17 protein-coding genes and 2 pseudogenes are annotated in these 19,321 nt (G+C 50.1%); 1 reads left to right on the plus strand and 18 read right to left on the minus strand.

Annotation, left to right across the window (positions count from 1 at the left end; translation table 11 throughout):
• Positions 1 to 103: 103 nt before the first annotated feature.
• The 18 genes and pseudogenes from A0V43_RS07160 to A0V43_RS07240 form a co-directional block, all read right to left on the minus strand.
• Positions 104 to 727 (minus strand): urease accessory protein UreH, encoded by a 624-nt coding sequence (locus A0V43_RS07160; protein ID WP_063192741.1) that lies wholly within the window; start codon positions 725 to 727, stop codon positions 104 to 106.
• A gap of 20 nt (positions 728 to 747) precedes the next feature.
• Entirely contained in the window at positions 748 to 1,563 is an 816-nt protein-coding gene (locus A0V43_RS07165) for an urease accessory protein UreD (protein WP_063192742.1), read from the minus strand.
• Positions 1,560 to 2,174 (minus strand): urease accessory protein UreG, encoded by a 615-nt coding sequence (gene ureG / locus A0V43_RS07170; protein WP_013523944.1) that lies wholly within the window; start codon positions 2,172 to 2,174, stop codon positions 1,560 to 1,562. Before ureG ends, A0V43_RS07165 begins: the two co-directional genes overlap by 4 nt.
• A 49-nt stretch (positions 2,175 to 2,223) precedes the next feature.
• Entirely contained in the window at positions 2,224 to 2,901 is a 678-nt protein-coding gene (locus tag A0V43_RS07175) for an urease accessory protein UreF (RefSeq protein ID WP_063192743.1), read from the minus strand.
• Complete coding sequence (gene ureE, locus A0V43_RS07180) at positions 2,894 to 3,340, minus strand: urease accessory protein UreE (RefSeq protein WP_050367339.1); 447 nt, start codon at positions 3,338 to 3,340, stop codon at positions 2,894 to 2,896. The genes A0V43_RS07175 and ureE overlap by 8 nt, the downstream gene beginning before the upstream one ends.
• Before the next feature lie 10 nt (positions 3,341 to 3,350).
• Complete coding sequence (gene ureC, locus A0V43_RS07185) at positions 3,351 to 5,060, minus strand: urease subunit alpha (protein ID WP_063192744.1); 1,710 nt, start codon at positions 5,058 to 5,060, stop codon at positions 3,351 to 3,353.
• On the minus strand, positions 5,057 to 5,392 hold the full coding sequence (locus A0V43_RS07190) for an urease subunit beta (protein ID WP_015375019.1): 336 nt from the start codon (positions 5,390 to 5,392) through the stop codon (positions 5,057 to 5,059). Before A0V43_RS07190 ends, ureC begins: the two co-directional genes overlap by 4 nt.
• 45 nt (positions 5,393 to 5,437) lie before the next feature.
• Positions 5,438 to 5,743, minus strand: a complete 306-nt coding sequence (locus A0V43_RS07195; protein ID WP_011231418.1) for an urease subunit gamma — start codon at positions 5,741 to 5,743, stop codon at positions 5,438 to 5,440.
• Between the two features lie 83 nt (positions 5,744 to 5,826).
• A complete protein-coding gene (urtE, locus tag A0V43_RS07200; RefSeq protein WP_063192745.1) occupies positions 5,827 to 6,528 on the minus strand; it encodes an urea ABC transporter ATP-binding subunit UrtE in 702 nt (233 codons plus the stop codon).
• 396 nt (positions 6,529 to 6,924) lie between these two features.
• Positions 6,925 to 8,204 (minus strand): annotated as a pseudogene (locus A0V43_RS07205) (IS110 family transposase).
• 105 nt (positions 8,205 to 8,309) lie between these two features.
• Positions 8,310 to 9,041, minus strand: a pseudogene (gene urtD / locus A0V43_RS07210) (urea ABC transporter ATP-binding protein UrtD); the annotation flags it as partial.
• A complete protein-coding gene (gene urtC, locus A0V43_RS07215; RefSeq protein ID WP_063192746.1) occupies positions 9,016 to 10,074 on the minus strand; it encodes an urea ABC transporter permease subunit UrtC in 1,059 nt (352 codons plus the stop codon). The pseudogene urtD and the gene urtC, both read right to left, overlap by 26 nt.
• 10 nt (positions 10,075 to 10,084) lie before the next feature.
• Positions 10,085 to 10,984: an urea ABC transporter permease subunit UrtB gene (gene urtB / locus A0V43_RS07220; protein ID WP_063192747.1), complete on the minus strand. Its 900-nt coding sequence runs from the start codon at positions 10,982 to 10,984 to the stop codon at positions 10,085 to 10,087.
• A gap of 55 nt (positions 10,985 to 11,039) precedes the next feature.
• Positions 11,040 to 12,296: an urea ABC transporter substrate-binding protein gene (urtA, locus tag A0V43_RS07225; RefSeq protein WP_033005789.1), complete on the minus strand. Its 1,257-nt coding sequence runs from the start codon at positions 12,294 to 12,296 to the stop codon at positions 11,040 to 11,042.
• A gap of 288 nt (positions 12,297 to 12,584) precedes the next feature.
• Positions 12,585 to 13,895, minus strand: coding sequence for a methyl-accepting chemotaxis protein (locus A0V43_RS07230; RefSeq protein WP_236930984.1), 1,311 nt, complete (start codon positions 13,893 to 13,895; stop codon positions 12,585 to 12,587).
• Positions 13,896 to 14,441: 546 nt separating this feature from the next.
• Complete coding sequence (locus A0V43_RS20390; RefSeq protein ID WP_250637093.1) at positions 14,442 to 14,879, minus strand: M20/M25/M40 family metallo-hydrolase; 438 nt, start codon at positions 14,877 to 14,879, stop codon at positions 14,442 to 14,444.
• 37 nt (positions 14,880 to 14,916) lie between these two features.
• Complete coding sequence (locus tag A0V43_RS20395) at positions 14,917 to 15,687, minus strand: M20/M25/M40 family metallo-hydrolase (RefSeq protein ID WP_250637094.1); 771 nt, start codon at positions 15,685 to 15,687, stop codon at positions 14,917 to 14,919.
• A 13-nt stretch (positions 15,688 to 15,700) separates the two neighbouring features.
• Positions 15,701 to 16,939, minus strand: coding sequence for an allantoate amidohydrolase (locus A0V43_RS07240; RefSeq protein ID WP_063192749.1), 1,239 nt, complete (start codon positions 16,937 to 16,939; stop codon positions 15,701 to 15,703).
• Positions 16,940 to 17,101: 162 nt separating this feature from the next.
• On the opposite strand from A0V43_RS07240, the gene A0V43_RS07245 reads away from it, so the two are divergent.
• Complete coding sequence (locus A0V43_RS07245) at positions 17,102 to 18,721, plus strand: PucR family transcriptional regulator (protein WP_063192750.1); 1,620 nt, start codon at positions 17,102 to 17,104, stop codon at positions 18,719 to 18,721.
• Positions 18,722 to 19,321 lie beyond the last annotated feature (600 nt).

A 19,321-nucleotide genomic window follows, 5' to 3' on the forward strand; every position in this document is an offset into this window, starting at 1 on the left:
GATGACGCCGTATTGGAAAAGAAGCACCGGCCTTCTCCCAAGACCGGTGCTTCTTTCTATGTTTTGAACACTCCTCCACCTATGACGCCAGCCGCGAGGAGCGTCAAATTTCGGCGGCGATATGATACATGTAATAGACCCCATAGGCGATGCTGATGAGGGAAACGGTTTTCACGATCCATTGATTCATGACTTGCTGTCTCGCTTTCATCCAAACGAACGGAATCCCGAGAAACGTTGTGAACAGCATCATGCCGATGACCGTTCCTAGGCCAAAAATCAAAATAAAAGCAAGCGCCATCCAAGTTCCTTTGACCGTCGTCATCGTCAACAACACCATTCCGGCGCTGCCGGCTAAACCGTGGACGATGCCGATCAATGTCGATTTCACATGCAAATGATGAATATCGCCCTGGTGACGATGATCCAGCCTCATTGTCGAACGGAAACTAGCAATTCCTAGAATAACGATCATGATGCCGACGCCCATTTCGAGATAAGAAGCAATCTGTTCAGGAATTTGCCGCTCAAAGGCGATCATCGCCATCCCGACAACGAGCAGCGTCAACGTATGGCCGATTCCCCAAAACATGCCGGCCAGCGATGAAAGGGACAGTTTTTTCGTCCGGCTGGCGATGGTCGAAACGGCAATGACGTGATCCGGTTCGGTCGCATGCTTCATTCCTAGCAACAATCCAAACAAGAGCACAGGCCATATCGATCCCATTGTCTTCATCCTTTCCCTTATCAATATTTCCTCCAGCAGACTGGCGCTTTCTCACCGCATTGTTGGCGAATAAACTGTTGGACGCGTTGGAATATCGCTTCGATGGCCGATGTTTCATACGCCAATATACGTACAGAAAAGCCTGGAACGGCTGCCGCTGAAAAACCGCAGCGAACCTCTTGCGGCATCTCTTCCATGAATTGGTTGAACTGTTCTAACACTTCCTTTGTGATGAACGGAGAAAGAGCCACCAATGATCCGACATGCGTATAGCCGCCAAGCTGCAGCATGCTCGTTAAGTGCTGCCGCGAGTCCAAGTACAGATGATCAAACAGAACGAGCGCCTCGTCTTGATACACCTTCAGTTTCGAGCGAATCCAATCATAGCGGAACAGCTCGCCGCTTTCCGACCAGCCGGGCGTAATGATTTCCCCGTACACAAACGTGGAGCTTGGCGTGATGTACACCGTCGTTTCTTGAACAAACCGCGCATGCTCATAGGCGATCGTCGGGTCGGGAAAATATTCGAGCACGCTTTGCTCCCCAAGTGACAATCGTGTATACTGCCTTACAGGCGTTGAAGGAGTTTTGTAGATTTTCGCCGCCGACTGGGTCGTCACCATCAACCGGGCGCTGGGCTCGAGGAAGATTTCCATATCATATGCATCTCCGTCGACATACCCGCCGCCGACGTGGACAAGATATAACGTCGGATGAGCCGGGTCGAGGTAAACAGGACGCATCAGTTTCAGCGCTCCTTCATTATAGCTGTCCAAAATGACGGTGCGGCCGTTTCTGAAGGCCGCTGTACATCGCAAACGCCCGGTCCAGCTCATTCTTCCAGCCCTGCCAGCAGCACCTGTTTTTCGATCCAATCCACAACGTCAAAAAGCCCGATCTCTTCTTTTAAATTTGTAAAAATGACCGGTTTCGCCCCTCGCGCCGCTTTGGCGTCCCGCTCCATCACTTCCAAGCTGGCGCCGACGTAAGGAGCCAAATCAATCTTATTAATCACGAGCAAATCCGACTTAATCATCCCTTGCCCGCCTTTGCGCGGAATTTTCTCCCCTTGGGCGACGTCGATGACGTAAATGGAGAAATCAACCAACTCCGGGCTGAAGGTCGCCGCCAAGTTATCGCCGCCGCTCTCGATAAAAATGAGCTCAACATCCGGATGGCGCCGTTTCAGTTCATCAATGGCCGCAAAATTCATTGATGCGTCTTCGCGAATGGCCGTATGCGGGCATCCGCCCGTTTCGACGCCGATAATCCGATCTTCCGGCAAGACGCTATGTTTGATTAAAAATTGGGCATCTTCTTTTGTATAAATATCATTCGTAATGACCGCGATGCTAAAGCGGCGATGCATCGCCCGCGTCAGCTTCTCGACAAGCATCGTTTTGCCGGCGCCGACCGGGCCGCCGATGCCGATTCGTACCGGTTCCATTCTGGATTCTCCCTTCTCTGTCCTTCTTTCGTTCCACGTCAAACAAGATTTACGACATAAACAATCGAACAGGAAGACGTTCATGCTGCATTTGCGCGATTTCCAAGCCGACGGCTGCCGCCCCGAGCTCCTCTTCGTCGAGCGCCTCGATGATGCTTGCGGCATGAATCAAATACGGCTGCGCCATGACGAGCAGCTTTTGCCCGTCCGTCTGGCCGAGGGGAATGCCGCGAACCGCGTTTTGCACCATCGTTTGTACGGAAGCAAACAAATACGTCAGCACCGTCGTTTGTTTGGCTGCTCCGATTTTGCGGCCAACCGCCGCAAACACAATGGCCGGATGAATGGACCGCGTCGTTTGCACGATCTCATCCAATTCATCGACTCCGTAAATGTCGCGGCACAGTTTCCATAAGCGCCCCCCAATCATTCTCGTTCCTTCTCGCGTTTCCTTCGCCAAGCAGAGAGCAAACAGCGTGTCGTTCAGCCGCTGCAGTCCTTCCATACGGTCGACTTCCAACTGCTCATAGGCGATCCGGCACGCCAATCCATCCGTATACGTCAGCTGGGTCTGAATATAAGCGACAAGCACATCGCCAAACGTTTTGGCATCGCAAATTTGTTCATTGTACATGTATGTTTCAAACCCAAAGGAATGGGAAAACGCTCCTGATGGAAAATTGGAATCGGAGAGCTGCAGCAGCCACAGCAGCTGTTGGTCAGTCATGGCGATGCCCGATATGGCGGAACGCTTGTTTTACTTTCCGTTTTTCCCTCTTGTACGGGATGCCGAGTTGCTGGAGCAGCTCTTCGACTAAATAGTCGTATTGGACGAGCATTTCTCCTTCCTCAAATTGGGCGGGCAAGTGGCGGTTGCCGAGCTGATGAGCAATCTCCCCCATTTGTTTCATGGAAACCGGCTGGATGACAAGCAAATCATCGGGAAGAACGGATACGACAATGGCATTATGCTCATCCATCCATAACACATCTCCGTCTACCAATTCTTTCGCTTCTTTCAAGCGAATGCCAATCTCCCTCCCGTGGTCGGTCACCACCCGCTGAATTCGTTTCACTAAATCGTCGCTTGGCATATACACCCGTTCGATGTGCGGGGGGAGAGAAGAAAGAGTTCGAATGTTGCCGATAACCGTTTCTACAATCATCATCATCACCTCAAAATAGAAAATATCGTTGCGCCATGGCCACCACTTCAGCCGGTTCGCACGTGATGAGCCGCCCATCGACCTTCACTTCATACGTTTGCGGATCGACATCGATTTGAGGCATGGCGTTGTTGAACACCATATCGTGTTTCGTTAACGAACGAATGTTTCCAACCGGTTTGACGATTTTGTGCAATCGCAGTTTGTCAGAGACGCCGCGTTCGAACGCCGCTTTGGACAAAAACGTAATGGACGTTTTCGCGACGGCGGCGCCATAGCTGGCGAACATCGGGCGGTACAGAGCGGGCTGCGGCGTCGGAATGCTGGCGTTCGGGTCGCCCATCACGCTGTAGGCGATCATCCCGCCTTTGATGACGAGCTCAGGCTTGACCCCGAAAAAAGCGGGATGCCAAACGACCAAATCCGCGAATTTTCCGACTTCGACTGACCCGACATACTCCGCGATGCCATGAGTGATAGCCGGGTTGATCGTATATTTGGCTACGTACCGTTTGACGCGGACATTATCGCCTCGCCCCGTTTCCTCCGGCAAGCGGCCAAACTGTTTTTTCATTTTGTCGGCCGTTTGCCACGTGCGCAAAATGACTTCACCGACGCGCCCCATCGCTTGCGAGTCGGAACTGATCATGCTGAAGGCGCCGATGTCGTGCAAAATGTCTTCTGCCGCGATCGTTTCTTTGCGGATGCGTGAATCAGCAAAGGCAATGTCTTCTGGAACGGACGGATCTAAATGATGACACACCATTAACATATCTAAATGCTCATCGAGCGTGTTTTTCGTATACGGCCGCGTCGGGTTCGTGGAAGAAGGCAAAATGTTCGGGAAGCTGGCGACTTTCATAATATCGGGCGCATGCCCCCCTCCGGCTCCTTCCGTATGGTATGTATGGATGACACGTCCGTTAATGGCCTTCAGTGTATGCTCGACAAACCCGCCTTCATTCAACGTATCGGTATGAATGGCGACTTGCACATCGTACTCATCCGCCACTTGCAAGCACGCATCAATCGCTGCCGCCGTCGTTCCCCAGTCTTCATGAAGCTTAAGTCCCACCGCGCCCGCGCGCACTTGCTCCGCGATCGGCTCTTTCGCCGACGCGTTGCCTTTTCCTAAAAACCCAAGATTCATTGGGAACGCTTCGGCGGCTTCAAGCATCCGGTAAATATTCCACTCTCCCGGCGTGCACGTCGTGGCATTCGTTCCGGTCGCCGGTCCGGTCCCGCCGCCAATCATCGTCGTAATGCCGGATGACAGGGCGGTTTCGATTTGCTGCGGGCAAATGAAATGGATATGGGCATCCACTCCTCCAGCGGTCACGATTTTCCCTTCGGCCGCGATCACTTCCGTTGAGGCGCCGATGACAATATTGACGCCGTCCATTAACAGCGGATTCCCCGCCTTGCCGATGGCGGCGATGTTTCCATCTTTGACCCCGATATCGGCTTTGTAAATGCCGGTGTAATCAACGATGACAGCGTTCGTCAACACTAAATCGACCGCTTCGTCGCGGACAGCGAGCGGATGCTGCCCCATCCCGTCGCGAATCACCTTCCCGCCGCCGAATTTCACTTCATCGCCGTAAACCGTATAGTCATGCTCAATTTCAATCCATAAGTCTGTATCCGCCAACCGGATGCAGTCCCCGGTCGTCGGTCCAAACATATCCGCGTATTGCCGTCTTGACATGGAAAAACTCATTCTCTTGCTCCCTCCTTCCCGTTGTCATCAAGCGGACCGTTGACCATATTGTTTAGTCCGTACACCCGGCGCTTGCCGGAGAACGGGACGAGCTCCACTTGCTTCGCATCCCCGGGTTCAAAACGGACCGCTGTCCCGGCTGGGATGTTCAAATGTTTTCCGTATGCGGCCTGTCGGTCAAATTCGAGAAACGAATTGACTTCAAAAAAGTGAAAATGGGAACCGACCTGCACCGGGCGGTCGCCGCGGTTTATGACCGTCAGCTTCGTAACCGGCTTTTGCCGGTTGCACACAATCGGTTCGTCGCGCAATCGGTATTCTCCTGGAATCATAGGACCACTCCTTTAATCCACCTTTATCGGAATCGGCCGGCGCTATTACGACCGGATCGGCTGGTGGACCGTGACGAGTTTCGTGCCGTCCGGAAACGTCGCCTCGACTTGAATCTCGTCGATCATGTCAGCGACGCCTTCCATCACATCATCGCGCGTCAAAATCGTTGCGCCGTATTGCATCAACTCCGCCACCGTCCGCCCGTCGCGGGCTCCTTCCAACAGCTCATACGTAATGAGCGCCACCGCTTCCGGATAATTTAGCTTCAAGCCCCGCTCTTTCCGGCGGCGCGCCAAATCAGCGGCAACGACGATCAGCAGCTTTTCCTGTTCACGCGGAGTCAGTTTCACTCATCTCTTCCCCCTCTTGAATGCTCCCGCCTATACTCGCAGGTTCAAAAAATCTCTCATTCGCTAACACCGCTGTCTGCTGCTTAAACAGCAAGAAATGATTGAATATAATTCAAATCAGCCCCATCGACATCCCCTTTCGCCACGACAGCGCCGCGATCCAAAATATAGAAACGATCGGCACAAGAAAACGCCAGCTCCACGTTATGTTCGACCAATATGATGCCAACCTGTTTTTCTTCGGCGATTTTCATAATCACATCATGAATCAACGCAACGATCGACGGCTGAATGCCTTCCATCGGTTCATCAAGCAAGAGCAGTTTCGGCCGGCCGGCCAACGCGCGGGCGATGGCCAGCTGTTGTTGCTGTCCGCCGCTTAAATCCCCTCCCTTTCGCTGGCGCATCTCTTTTAAGACTGGAAATAATGCATACATTTCCTCAAGGATCGGCTGAGGACGAACGTTCTCGGCCTGCGCTTCCAACCCGAGAAGGATATTTTCTTCCACTGTCAGCGCGGAGAAAATTTCCCTCCCTTGCGGCACATAGCCGATCCCTGCCCGCGCCCGACGCTCCGGCGGCCATCGCGTGATATCTTCTCCTTCCCATTCGATGACGCCTGACATCGGGCGAATCAACCCGATGATCGTTTTCATCAACGTCGTTTTGCCGACTCCGTTTCTGCCCAACACCGCCGTCACCCGGCTGAGAGGAATGTCCATGCGAACTTGATCGAGCACAACGCTTTCGTCATAGCCAGCGGTTACATTCCGGAGGCATAACACGCGTTTTTCCTCCCTCTAGAAATGTTGATTTATCAAGGCTTTTCGGCCCCTCAGGGGTGTCCAAAAAATATTTTTCGACAAAATCCCTTACATTCTTTTTCAGTTTTGTGGATATCTTACAGACCTAGGGTGCGCTTCGCGGCCACGGCTGGACATATTTTCCTGCCGTGGGAGGAAGCGTATTCGATGCACCCTTTGGATCTCCGCGTCGCTGATGAGGACGAACCCTCCCATGTCTCCGGGCGTCTTTGCGCCAACATTCCCTCGTTCGGTCTCGTCATCAGGCGGAGGCCGGCCAAGCTCCTTTGGGGACTCAAGGTCGAATGGATACAATCACGCCAGCTTCTCCGGTGTCATCCTGTTGTCCAACGATTCTTCCGTTCGCAGGGGGAGGCCTTAGGCCGCCCGTTGCACCTGGGACAAGACGTCCTGTTTCATTCGCTCCGCGTCAAAGGCTTGTTTCTTCGTACAAATCGCAAACAGCACATTCAACAGCTTCCGGCACAAGGCGACGATGGACTGCTTTCCGGTCAGCGGATTGACGGGGCGGGTCGTATAATACTCATGCAGCTCGCGAAACGCCTCGTTGTGCCGAATCAGCGGAATCATCGCCCGAAACAGCACCGATCGCAGCCGTTTCCGTCCCCGTTTGGAGATGTGCTTTTGCCCTTTGCGCTGGCCGGAGGAGTTCTCCTTGAGCGTCAGGCCCGCCAACTTCACCAATTGACGCGGGTCCCGATAGTGGGCGAAGCTGCCGATCTCCGCCAGCAGATCGATGATCGTGGCGTCTCCCAACCCGTCGACCGTTTTCAGCCATTGATACTCCATCGTCGTTTGAACCAACGCCTTCAACTCGGCGTCCAACGCGGCGATCTCAGCCTCCAATTGGCGGTATCGGCGGACGAGCGCGGCGATCTCAAACCGGGCCATCGTCGTCCCTTCCGTCACCCCAATCGAGTCCTTCGCGGCGTTGATCAACGCCTGAATTTTGGCCTTCTGCGGGCATTTCAGCCCTTCGCTTTGCCGGTACACCTCAAGAAGCTCCTCCACCGTCCGGCCGGCCATATCGGCTGGAAGCGGCGTCCACTCCAGCACCGAAAGCGCCGTTTTCCCCAGGTCGCGAAACACCGTCCAAAACTCTGGAAAATATCGGTCGGTCCAGCGGACGATCGCGTTTTTCACCGCCGTCTGTTCCTTGCGGAGCTTCTCTTTGAGCGTGCTCCCGACGCGCAAATCGGCTTCGATCTCGTGCAGCAGCCGGGGACGAGGAATCGTCCGTCTTTCGCCAGTCTGGCGATGACTAGGGCGTCTTTGGCGTCATGTTTCGTCGGCAGGTTGTCATCGAGTTCTTTCGACCGGCACACATGCGCCGGATTGACCATGACCAACGGGATCTCGTGCTCCTCAAGGAAGTAGGCGAGGTTCAACCAGTAGTGCCCGGTCGGCTCCACCGCGACGATCACCTCTGACTTCCCGAACGCTTGCATCGCCTCCTGAATCGCTTCATACAGCTGGCGAAAGCCCTCTTTCGACTGGAAGATCGGGAACGATTTGCGAAGCACACGCCCCCGGTCATCCACGAAGCAGGCGTAGTGGGTTCGTTTCGCGATATCGATGCCCACCACAAGCGTTTGTTCGGTGACTTGATCAATTTTATAGTTTTGTGTACAATTCATCTGAAGTCCTCCTTGGTATGGTGAGTGATGTGTTTGACACCCCTGCATCATACCAAGAGGGCTTTTTTTGATCAAGTCCCCGGAAAAGCTCCTAACGGGAATGCTCCTTCCAAGATACACATCGATGACTTGTTCGTTTTGCTGCACTTCATCCATCGATCCTTCGCACAATACTTTTCCTTCATGCATGACCGTCACTTGCTTCGAATAACGGCGGACAAAGTCCATATCATGCTCCACAATGATCACCGCACAATGTTTGGCGATTTCGTGCAACCATTCCCCCGTGCGCTCCCGTTCCGCCGCGCTCATGCCGGCAATCGGCTCATCCAATAAGAGAAGTTGCGGGCGCTGAATGAGCTGCATGCCAATTTCCAACCACTGCTTTTGGCCATGAGACAGTGAGCCCGCTAAGCGATGACGTTCATCGAGCAATCCAATTTTCTCTAGCTGTGCTGCCATCATTTCTTTCTCTTCTCCAGTCAGCTTCGCCCGCAAAACGGAACGCAGACGCCGATCTTGTCGCATGGCTAACTCCATATTTTCCCACACCGTCAAAAACGGAAAAATGGAAGGGCTTTGAAACTTCCGGGCGATCCCTATTTGCACGATCTCATATTCCGGCCGTTGCGTGATGTCATGGGAGAAAAACAGCACCCGCCCGTCCGTCGCTCTCGTCCGCCCGCAAACGACATCGAGCAGCGTCGTTTTTCCCGCTCCGTTCGGGCCGATCAAAAATCGCACTTCATGAGGGTAAACCGCGAGATCAACACCTTGCAAAGCACGAAATCCATCGAAGTCAACGACGACGTCACGACACATCAACACGGGCTTCACATTCATGCCCCCTTTTTGCTTTGATGCGAACGGCAGCGAGCGATTCATAAATGCCCGCCAATCCCTTCGGAACAAACAGCACAACAACGACAAACAAGGCGCCTAACAAAAGCAGCCATAGATCTGGATAATTTTCGCTTAAAAAGCTTTTCGCCGTGTTCATGACAACCGCGCCCATAATCGCGCCCATGAGCGAGTGGCGTCCGCCGACAGCGGCCCACAGCACCATTTCGATTGAAGGAATAATCCCCATCATTTCCGGAGAAATGAGCCCGACTTGCAGGACAAACAATGCGCCTGCCACCCCGGCAAAGGCGGCTGACAAACTATACACAAACACTTTATAGACGGTCGGATTAAACCCTAAAAAACGAACCCGGTTTTCAGCGTCGCGAATGGCAATGAGCACTTTTCCTAGCCGACCAGTCGTTAGACGGCGCGTCATAACGAAAATGAGGGCAAGAACAGCTGCTGTCAGCCAATACAACACAATTTGCGTAAGCGGCGATGATAACGAAAAGCCGAACACGGTCGAAAAATTGGTCAAGCCGTTCGTTCCACCCGTCCATTCTTGCTTGCCGATAAACAACGTAACAAACACGACAACAACCGCCTGGGAAAGGAGAGAAAAATAGACACCTTGAATCCGATTTTTAAACGTTAAATAGCTTAATAGCGCAGCGAGCAACGTAGGAAGAGCGATCGCGGCGGCGATGGCCACCATAGGATGCGCAAACGGCTTCCAAAACCACGGCAGTTCGCGCACGCCGCTCCACTCCATAAAATCAGGCAAATGCCCTCGCGAAGCTTCGAGCTTCAAATACATCGCCATGCAATAAGCGCCTAACCCGAAATACACCCCATGGCCGAGGCTCAAAATGCCGGTATAGCCCCAAATGAGAGAAATGCCGACCGCCACGATGGCAAAGCAAAGAAATTTGCCGAGCAAAGACAAGCGAAACTCCGTTAAATAAAATGGCGCCAAAAACAAAGCAACGAAAAACAGCCAGTATCCCCAACGTTTGTTCACCATGCTCCCCCCCTCAATCGAGCGACCGCGTTCTCACGCTAAGAAGACCGGACGGTTTCCATTGCAAGAACGCAATAATGAGAACGAACACAATGACTTTGGCGATGGTGGCGCTTGTGGAATATTCGACGAACGTCGAAATCAAACCAATGCCAAATGCCCCCAGCAGCGTCCCAGCCAGTTTTCCCACTCCCCCTAAAATGACGACCATAAACGCATCGACAATATAGTATGTGCCGATCGTCGGCCCGATCGGCCCAAGCAAGGTCAACGCACATCCCGCCACCCCCGCCAATCCTGAACCGATCGCAAACGAGTATACATCAACTTTCTGCGTGGCAATGCCGAGACAGGCCGCCATCGGCCGGTTCATGGTGACAGCCTGAATGCGTCGGCCAGCTCTTGTTCTCGTTAAATACATATAAAGAAAGAACACGATCGCCAATACAAGACAGAGAATAAACAACCGTTTATACGGAAACACCGCCCCAAACAAGCGGATTCCACCATCCAGCCAGCTTGGCGGCACAACCGCCACGTTGGGCGCCCCAAAGATGAGACGGGCCGTCTGTTGCAAAATCAAACTGATCCCCCATGTCGCCAACAAACTGTCCAGCGGGCGGTGGTACAAATGGCGGATCAAGCTTTTTTCCAACCCCCATCCAATCAGAGCGGCGGCCAAAAATGACAATGGAATGGCGGCGACAAAATACAGCCCTGCCGAGTGCGGCATATGGCTAGTGAACCATTGCTGGATGACATAGGTCGTATACGCGCCGACCATCATCAGTTCACCGTGCGCCATATTGATGACACCCATCAGCCCGAACGTGATCGCCAACCCAATGGCGATCAAAAGCAAAATCGAACCGACGCTCAGCCCGTTGAATAATTGGTCAATGAACATCGCCATCCCCCTCTCATGTCCGCTGGGCGAGAAGGAAGGAAATCCCTTCCTTCCAAGTGAACTATTCACTTAATCCTTTCGCCCATGGGTAGCTTTTTAAATACGGATCTGGCTTCACCGGCTGGCCGGAATTCCATAACTCTTTGAATTGTCCGTCCGCTTGGATTTCGCCAATGCGCACCGTTTTCCATAGATGCTGCGTTTCCCCGTCAATTTTCACCGTTCCTTCCGGCGCCTTGTATTCAAGGCCGGCCGCCGCTTTTTTCACTTGATCAACATCAAAGGAACCGGCTTTTTTCACCGCTTCGGCCCATAAATGAACGGCCGTATACGCCGCTTCAATCGGGTCATCAGTCACGCGGTCTTGTCCATACTTTTCTTTATACTTTTGTACAAATGCCTTATTCTCCGGTGTATCAGTCGTCTGGAAATAGTTCCACACAGCCAAATGACCGGCCAACACATCCGGCCCGATCCCGCGGATTTCTTCTTCTGCAATGCTGACGGACATCACCGTCACGTCTTTCGGTGTGATGCCAGCGTCTTTCAACTGTTTGAAAAAGGCAACATTGCTATCGCCGTTGAGCGTATTGAAGACGACAGCCGGTTTCACTTGTTTGATTTTGCTGATAATGGTGCTATAATCGGTATGGCCGAGCGGCGTATATTCTTCCCCGACCACTTGCCCACCTTCGGCCTTCAACTGGGCCTTGATGATTTTGTTCGCTGTCCGCGGAAAGACGTAATCCGATCCAAGCAAGAAAAACGTTTTGCCGCGGTTTTTCAAGAGCCAGCTGACCGCCGGAACGATTTGTTGATTCGTCGTCGCCCCAGTGTAAAAGATGTTCGGCGACGACTCCATCCCTTCATATTGCACCGGATACCAAAGCAGCCCGTTGTTTTGCTCCACAACCGGAAGCATCGCTTTGCGGCTCGCCGATGTCCAACCGCCAAAAATGGCGGCCACTTGATCTTTTTGCAGCAATTTTTTCGCCTTTTCGGCAAACGTCGGCCAGTCCGACGCCCCATCTTCCACAACCGGTTCAATCTTCTTGCCGAGCAGCCCGCCCGATGCATTGATTTCCTCGATCGCCATTAACTCGGCATCGCGCAGCGACACTTCACTGATGGCCATCGTTCCGCTTAACGAGTGCAGGATTCCTACTTTGACCACATCCCCTTCTTTTCCAGCCGAAGATGAATCATTTTGATTCTCGTTTTTGGCTTGATCCACTGCTGATGACGCCGCACATCCCCCAAGAGCAAAAACACTGACGCATAAAAGCAGCCATAATTTCCACATGAATGCTGGTTTCATTCGCACACCCTTCCCCTATTCATTTGAAACATCGATGAATTCCTGCCCCTCGTTCATCTAAAAGAGCGCATCCCTCCCTTGTTCCTCAAAAGCGATGCATGTTCTCCAGGTTGAGGATTTGTTCTTGATTAGCAGTATAAGGCCCACGTTTCACGGACTCAACATATTTGTCATATTTTATTACATATTTTTGTTATATTTATTATCAATCATCTTCCGACCAATCAGCCAGGTCGAAAAACAAAACATGCCCCAAAAAGGCACACATGCGCCTTTTCAGGGCGTCTTTCATTTCGAAAGCGCCAAATCCGCTCCGATGACTCCGACAATTTGACCGTTATGATCCGTAATGGGAGCGGACACCGTGACGCAAAGATGTTTCGTCAATGCCGATACATACGGATCGGAAACGTACACTGTTCCTCCGCTGGCTTCCTGAAACCACGACCGGACTTTGGCGTTGACCAATCCAGCTGGCGGGTTCGAATAGACAAACGCCCCATCAAGACGATTCGACCAGACGGCCTCAATTTCTCCGTTCTCGGATAAAAATCGGTCCAATACTCGTCGGTGCATGGCCTCATCCATTTGTTCCAACGGAGCTGACTGAAGCAAAGCGGATAGTTTCTGAATCGTGTTTTTCACCACCGCATCATCGACAGAAATCGTTTCTCTCATCCAATCACGTCCGACCGTTTGTTGCAGCTCCTCCGCTGTCTTTTGCAGCGCTTCATTAATGCGTAAAATCTGTTCGACGCTTTCATGCTGTTCGTTCATATCCGCCGTCACTCGCTCGACAAACCGTTGATTTTCCCGGCTCAATTGCACGATTTCTTCAAGCAGGCCGGCGATTTCTTTCACGCTGTCCGACTGCCCAGACGCTGACCGGACAGAAGAGGAGACGAGGTCCGTCATATCATTCAGCTGTCGCTGCAGCAAATGAAGGAACGACATAATCGCTTCCATTTCTTTCTCTTCGACATCGATTTGCTTTGTTTCTTCGCGAACGATATCGGTCGTCGCTGCGATTTCGCGTTGAATAAGGGACAAAATATCCTGTGTTTGCTGGACAGCTTCGGACGTTTGGCTCGCCAGCATGCCGATTTCCCGCGCGACGACCGCAAACCCGCGCCCATGTTCTCCCGCACGAGCCGCCTCAATATTGGCATTGAGCGACAAAATTTTCGTTTTCTGCGAAATCTCGCCGATCGCTGATATAATTTCATTGATGCGTCGCGAATGATGAACGAGATGGTCCATTTGTTCCAATAACGTTTCATGATGGGAGCGTAGTGTTCGAATTTCTTTTTGCAACGTCTCCAATGAATTCCATGAATGCAGCCATTGTTCAGAAAACTGCCGGCTGCTTGCATGAATGTCGCTTGAAGAGGCAGCAATCTCTTTCGCCGCTTCCTCGATTGCCCGCATTTTTTTCGCCACTTTTTCTGTATACTCCACCGTTTTCTCGCTATGGTCCATCAGCTCTGCCGCACTATTCCGGCTTGAATCGGAAATGTCATTCAGCGAAAGTGCCGCCATCTTCATCTGTTCCATCGCCGCCTTGAGCTGATCGACGGCCACGACAATTTGCCTTGCCATTTGTTGTGATCCTCCCTGCATTTCCTCATGTCGAGGCTGATCCAATTCACGCTTTGTTTTTCGCGCCGCACGTCTCGCAAAAATCAATGGGTGTCACTCCTTATGTAATATTTTATTACATGATTATAACATAAAATGAATACAAAACAAACTTTCAACTAATGATAGGCACTCACCATCCTCCATTGAAGGCTTTTCTTTTGTAACGCCGCACCATACCAAGCGTACAAAAAAAAGTGAGGGTGTCCCAAAAAGGATTGGAACACCCTTTCTTATTACTGTATATAGGCATAAAGCAGTCACTAAGAAAAGAAACAATATGTCGTGTTTTGTTTGAGGAAAATTCCCCTTTTGGGCCAGCCCCTTTTCGCCTGCCTTTCCTCACCGTTTTCTGACTAAGTTTATCTCTCCACTTCTATAGCATGAAGAAGTCAACCGGCTTTTCAAAAAACGACGGATACTCTTGAGCAAGAAACCTCCGCGTGATGGCCTTTTCCCTTATTTAATACTATTCCGAACTGCTCCACGCTGATAAGACGGACTCGTTTACTCCTCTTTCCGCAACAAGTCATACAACGTAAGAGCCACGATTTTGGTTGCTGCAATCAAATCATCTATCCGAACGTGTTCATCCGCCCGATGGCCGTTCGCTTCAAGCAACGTGCGCGGACCAGCGCCAAATAGTACAACCGGAACACCCGCTTCCGCAAAGTGCCGTGCATCAGTGTAGAGCGGAATTCCATGAATTTCTGGTTCTCCTGTCATGATTTCCTTCCAATTTGCCACAAGCGTTTGAATGAGCGGGCAATCGGACGGTGTCGGCTCAAAACTTTTGGCCAAAAGAATTCGATCGCATTCTACTTCAATCCCCTCATAGCGCTCGGCTGCCCGTTTGACTAACTGTCGAATCTCCATTTCCACTTGCTCTCCGTCTTCTTCAGGAATCAAGCGGCGATCAATGCGAATAGCGCATTGGTCAGGCACAACGTTCGTGTTAATCCCCCCGAAATCAACCCGACAACTAAAGTAGGGGAATCAATCCCCGGAACCCCGAACGTTTCTGTTGCAACGTTTCCCGATAAGCATAAAGGGCCTGCAATACGCCCGTCATCGCCTCAACGGCATCATACCCTGTATATGGCGCCGCTGCGTGGGCCGACTTGCCTTTCGTGCGAATTTCAAGATGAAGGCAACCGTTATGAGAGTTGACAATCGAATGCGTAAATCCAGCTGAAATCGCCATAGACGGCTGAATATACCCGTTTTCTATCATCCATTTCGGGCCAATTTCTCCGCCTGTTTCTTCATCAAAGTTAAAGGCAAGCGAGACGGTCCCCGAAAGCTTTTCACCCACTTGCCGAAGTGCCATGACTGCAAACGTATAGGCGGCAATATCCGATTTCGATACCGCTGCTCCGCGCCCGTATATTTTCCCGTCGACAATTTCCCCGCCATACGGATCATACGTCCAGCCAAGCCCCGGGGCTACGACATCCCCGTGGGCGTTGAGGACAATTTCTGGGCCATCGCCAGATCCAAACGTCGTTTTTGCTACGACGTTCGCTACCCGTATCATCCCTCGTTCCCTTACTTTCTCGGCCTCCACCTCCAGCAGCTCGGCATCATAAAAGGAAAATTGCTGCAACCGCTTATAGATATGTTGGGCAATGGCATAGCAATCACCAGGTGGATTGTCTGAAGGAATGGCGACCAACTCGCGGAGAAATTCAATAATTTCTTTTTTCTCCATCTCGATCCAATCGATTATGTTTTGTTTCTCGTGAGATAGCATAATACGGCCTCCTTTATGCTGTTAGTTTCCGAATGACATCTAATAAAACATTCGTGCCTGTTTCAATATCTTCCACAGACACAAACTCGTCCGGATGATGGCTCAGTCCATCTTTACATCGTACAAAAATCATGCCCACATCGGTAATGGAAGCTAACGCCATCGCATCATGCCCAGCCCCGCTGACAAGCTTAACCGGAGCCATTCCGTGCTCTTTTAAGACATCGGTAATCACATTTGTGAGATGACCCGAACATAATACAGCCGGAGAATCCATCACTTCCGTAAATCGGCAAACGAGTCCCCGTTGTTGGGCAATATTTTCACATTTCCTTACGAATTCATTGATCGCACTCTTCCGCAATTCATCATCAATGGAACGAATATCAACCGTCCCTTCCACCGCTCCAGGAATGACATTGCTTACGCCCGGAAACACAGATAATTTCCCTACTGTCATCATCAGCTGATCACATTGGCTCGCCATTTGTTCGGCTGCCAGTATGACTTCCGCCGCTCCGGCAAGCGCATCTTTCCGCCATTGAATAGGAACCGTACCCGCATGTCCTGATTTTCCTTCGATCCGAAACGTATACCTCGACTGTCCAGCGATGCCAGACACCGCTCCGCACGCTTGGCCGATTTGCTCGAGCACCGGCCCTTGTTCAATGTGTAGTTCAATATAGCCACGAATGGTGCGAGGATCCCGGACAGCGGCGCGATAGTGATGCGGATTCATCCCGAGCTGTTCCATCGCTTCCGCTAGCGTCGTTCCCTGGTCATCTTTGGCCAACAGTTCTTCCGGACGAAGATGGCCTGTCATCGCCCGGCTTCCAAGCAGTGTCGTATGAAATCTTGCTCCTTCCTCATCCGAAAAACCGACGACTTCAATAGAGCAGTTGGGCCGTATGCCATGCCAATGCAGTGTATGAACAGCCTCAATCGCCGCTACGACCCCAAGAATGCCGTCATATTTTCCGCCTTCAACAACTGAATCGAGATGCGATCCGACAAGCAAAATCGGCGCATCGCGATCTTTCCCTTCGTATCGGCCGATCAGATTGTTCATTCCATCTTTTCTAACATCCATTCCTGCCTCTTTCATCCATTGAGCGACCAATTGATTAGCCCGTTCGCTTTCTTCGGAAAATGAAAGGCGTGTCACTCCTACTTTTGTTGCACTGCACCGGGCCAACTCCTCAATTCTCTGTACAATTCGGCTAGGATCGACTTGCAGATTAGGCATCGTCATTTGCTGTACACCTCTGCTTAAAAACATGAATTGTCATAAAAGATCGCGAGACTTGTAATATAGATTTTATTTTATCTTGCCATTGAAAGATATTCATTGGTAAAATTGCTATAAATTCAACACTTTTTTATACAACTTGACTAAAAAGGAGCGTGAATGCTAATGAAAATTTCTGATTTATTCCGCTCAGTCCCTGCCTTCCAGTCAGCTCGATTAGTAGCCGGACAAAAAGGAAAAGACCGCGAAGTATATAGCGTGAACATGATGGACGCCCCCGATATTGCTGATTACTTAAAACCAAACGAGCTGCTTGTCACAACCGCCTACCACTTAAAGGATAAACCGAACGATTTGCTCGAATTAGTCCAAAGCATGGTCAATCGACAATGCGCAGGACTTGCTATCAAAACAAAACGCTTTTTACATGAAATTCCGCATGAGGTGCTTGCTTTTGCGAATAAAATGGAATTCCCTCTTATCGAACTGCCTATTCATATCGCCTTAGGCGACGTCGTTACGCAAACATTAAGCCGTATTCTTGATAAACGAACAAACGAGCTGTTGCAAGCGATTGAAACCCATCAAAAGTTTACCGAGCATATTATGAGCGGAAAAGGCATTTCTTCTTTATTAAAAAACTTATCGTCTATTATTCGCCATCCTGTTCTATTGTTAGATAAATACCTTCGCGTCATCAGTTCATCGCATCCTGATTTCCATCTTCTTGTGGATTTAACAGATCTGCATAAAAACGGATATCGCCTGTTTTTGCAAAAAACACCCTATTCTTGTTTTTCGCTATTAGGCAATAAAAAAACTTTTTCTGCTTTCCCAATTTATACTCACGAAGAGAAAAGCGGTTGCTTAATCATCGTAGGAACAATTCCTTTTTCAAAACCATCGCTTGTTTTAACGGTTGAACAAGCAACCAACGTTATCGCTTTTGAGTTCATGAAAGAAAAAGCATTGAAGCAGTACGGAAAAAGAGTGCGCAATGAATTTTTTAACAACATCATAGAGGGGGCTTTCCACTCGCAAGAAGAAATCGTGATAAAAGCCAAAGAATTCCAAATTGAAAATGAACAGCCATATGTTTGTGTCGTTGGCAAGCTCGATGAGAACCTAGCATCGTTGAGTTTCATCCAATCACAGAAGGAAATAGATATGATTTTTGAATGGATCGAAGACGAAACGAAGGTTTGTTTTCCATCTGTTCATCATTTTGTGAAAGGAACGACATGCGTTTCCTTATTTCCGATCTCCCAATCGTGGAACGAGTTCCACACAACCGTTTTTCCATTTTTGAAAGAATTGCAGTACAAAATTAAGAACACATACAATCGAACCATTTCGTTTGGTGTTAGCAACTTATGCACACAATTTTTAGACGTGCAAAAAGGGTTTAAAGAAGCATTAGAAGCGTTGCAAATCGGCCAATTAGCAAACCATCACCAGTTCATCCAAATTTATCGCCGAAAAGACATTTCCGAACTATTGCAAATGATTCCTCCAGATTATTTAAAAACCTTCTATTATGAAACATTTCAAAAGTTGGCTCTTTCTTCAACAAATGAACGGGATATGTTGTTACAAACGTTATTCGTGTTTTTAGAAAACCATGAACAAATTTCAGAAACTGCGAAAAAACTATATGTTCACCGGAATACAGTCATTTATCGACTGAAAAAATGCGAAGAACTGATCCAGAAAGATTTGAAAGATCCTGAGACGACATTCCGCCTCCGCCTAGCTTTTCGGATCAAACACCTGCTTCACCTGTAAATGAATCTCTCCCGCCTGCACTCTATTCGAAGGCGGGAGCTCTCTCGGGGATAGTGTTAAATTATCATTGTTATATTTTTTGACAAATACCGATATTGGTTTAATAACAACAGATAAATTTACATTATGCACCTTAACTTTTCCTTTAAGTAAAGATTGGATAGGTTGACTAATGACATTGCCATCTCCGCGTTTTAATATGTTATATAAAGTAACACCAAATGTGATGAAAAAAGGGGGCAGATCGTGAATCGTGAACCTAGAAAGTCGTTCTTCTCACCGTTTGTATGTTTAATGTACGTTGACGCCATGTTGTGTCGTCTATGGATTGAAAACGTGCAACATTCACCAATTCATAATACTTGAAACAAGTTCGTTCCTTAATCTATGACTGGAAGATCCAAGGCGGCTACATCCCTCAATCATACTGAATCAAGTGAACGTGTAGCACATGGCACTGATGAATGAGGGAGAATGAGTTTTCCGATTGTCGCTACTGGCTGGCCGTTATAGGCTCGCCTCTTTCTTATCTTTATGTTAGGCGACCTTGGCCAAAAAACAGACAATGACAGCAGAAATGCACAAACATTCAAAAAAAGG

The organism is Geobacillus sp. JS12 (genome assembly GCF_001592395.1).
GTDB lineage: Bacteria > Bacillota > Bacilli > Bacillales > Anoxybacillaceae > Geobacillus > Geobacillus zalihae.

Excerpts from the sequence above, each read along its gene's own strand:
- ureC (WP_063192744.1), bottom strand. The coding sequence starts at position 5,060 with ATGAGTTTTTCCATGTCAAGACGGCAATACGCGGATATGTTTGGACCG.
- A0V43_RS07245 (WP_063192750.1), top strand. The coding sequence starts at position 17,102 with ATGAAAATTTCTGATTTATTCCGCTCAGTCCCTGCCTTCCAGTCAGCT.
- urtA (WP_033005789.1), bottom strand. The coding sequence starts at position 12,296 with ATGAAACCAGCATTCATGTGGAAATTATGGCTGCTTTTATGCGTCAGT.
- urtC (WP_063192746.1), bottom strand. The coding sequence starts at position 10,074 with ATGGTGAACAAACGTTGGGGATACTGGCTGTTTTTCGTTGCTTTGTTT.
- A0V43_RS20395 (WP_250637094.1), bottom strand. The coding sequence starts at position 15,687 with ATGCTATCTCACGAGAAACAAAACATAATCGATTGGATCGAGATGGAG.
- A0V43_RS07160 (WP_063192741.1), bottom strand. The coding sequence starts at position 727 with ATGGGATCGATATGGCCTGTGCTCTTGTTTGGATTGTTGCTAGGAATG.
- A0V43_RS07240 (WP_063192749.1), bottom strand. The coding sequence starts at position 16,939 with ATGACGATGCCTAATCTGCAAGTCGATCCTAGCCGAATTGTACAGAGA.
- A0V43_RS07190 (WP_015375019.1), bottom strand. The coding sequence starts at position 5,392 with ATGATTCCAGGAGAATACCGATTGCGCGACGAACCGATTGTGTGCAAC.
- ureG (WP_013523944.1), bottom strand. The coding sequence starts at position 2,174 with ATGGAACCGGTACGAATCGGCATCGGCGGCCCGGTCGGCGCCGGCAAA.
- A0V43_RS07165 (WP_063192742.1), bottom strand. The coding sequence starts at position 1,563 with ATGAGCTGGACCGGGCGTTTGCGATGTACAGCGGCCTTCAGAAACGGC.
- A0V43_RS07175 (WP_063192743.1), bottom strand. The coding sequence starts at position 2,901 with ATGACTGACCAACAGCTGCTGTGGCTGCTGCAGCTCTCCGATTCCAAT.
- urtB (WP_063192747.1), bottom strand. The coding sequence starts at position 10,984 with ATGGCGATGTTCATTGACCAATTATTCAACGGGCTGAGCGTCGGTTCG.
- A0V43_RS07230 (WP_236930984.1), bottom strand. The coding sequence starts at position 13,895 with ATGGCAAGGCAAATTGTCGTGGCCGTCGATCAGCTCAAGGCGGCGATG.
- ureE (WP_050367339.1), bottom strand. The coding sequence starts at position 3,340 with ATGATTGTAGAAACGGTTATCGGCAACATTCGAACTCTTTCTTCTCTC.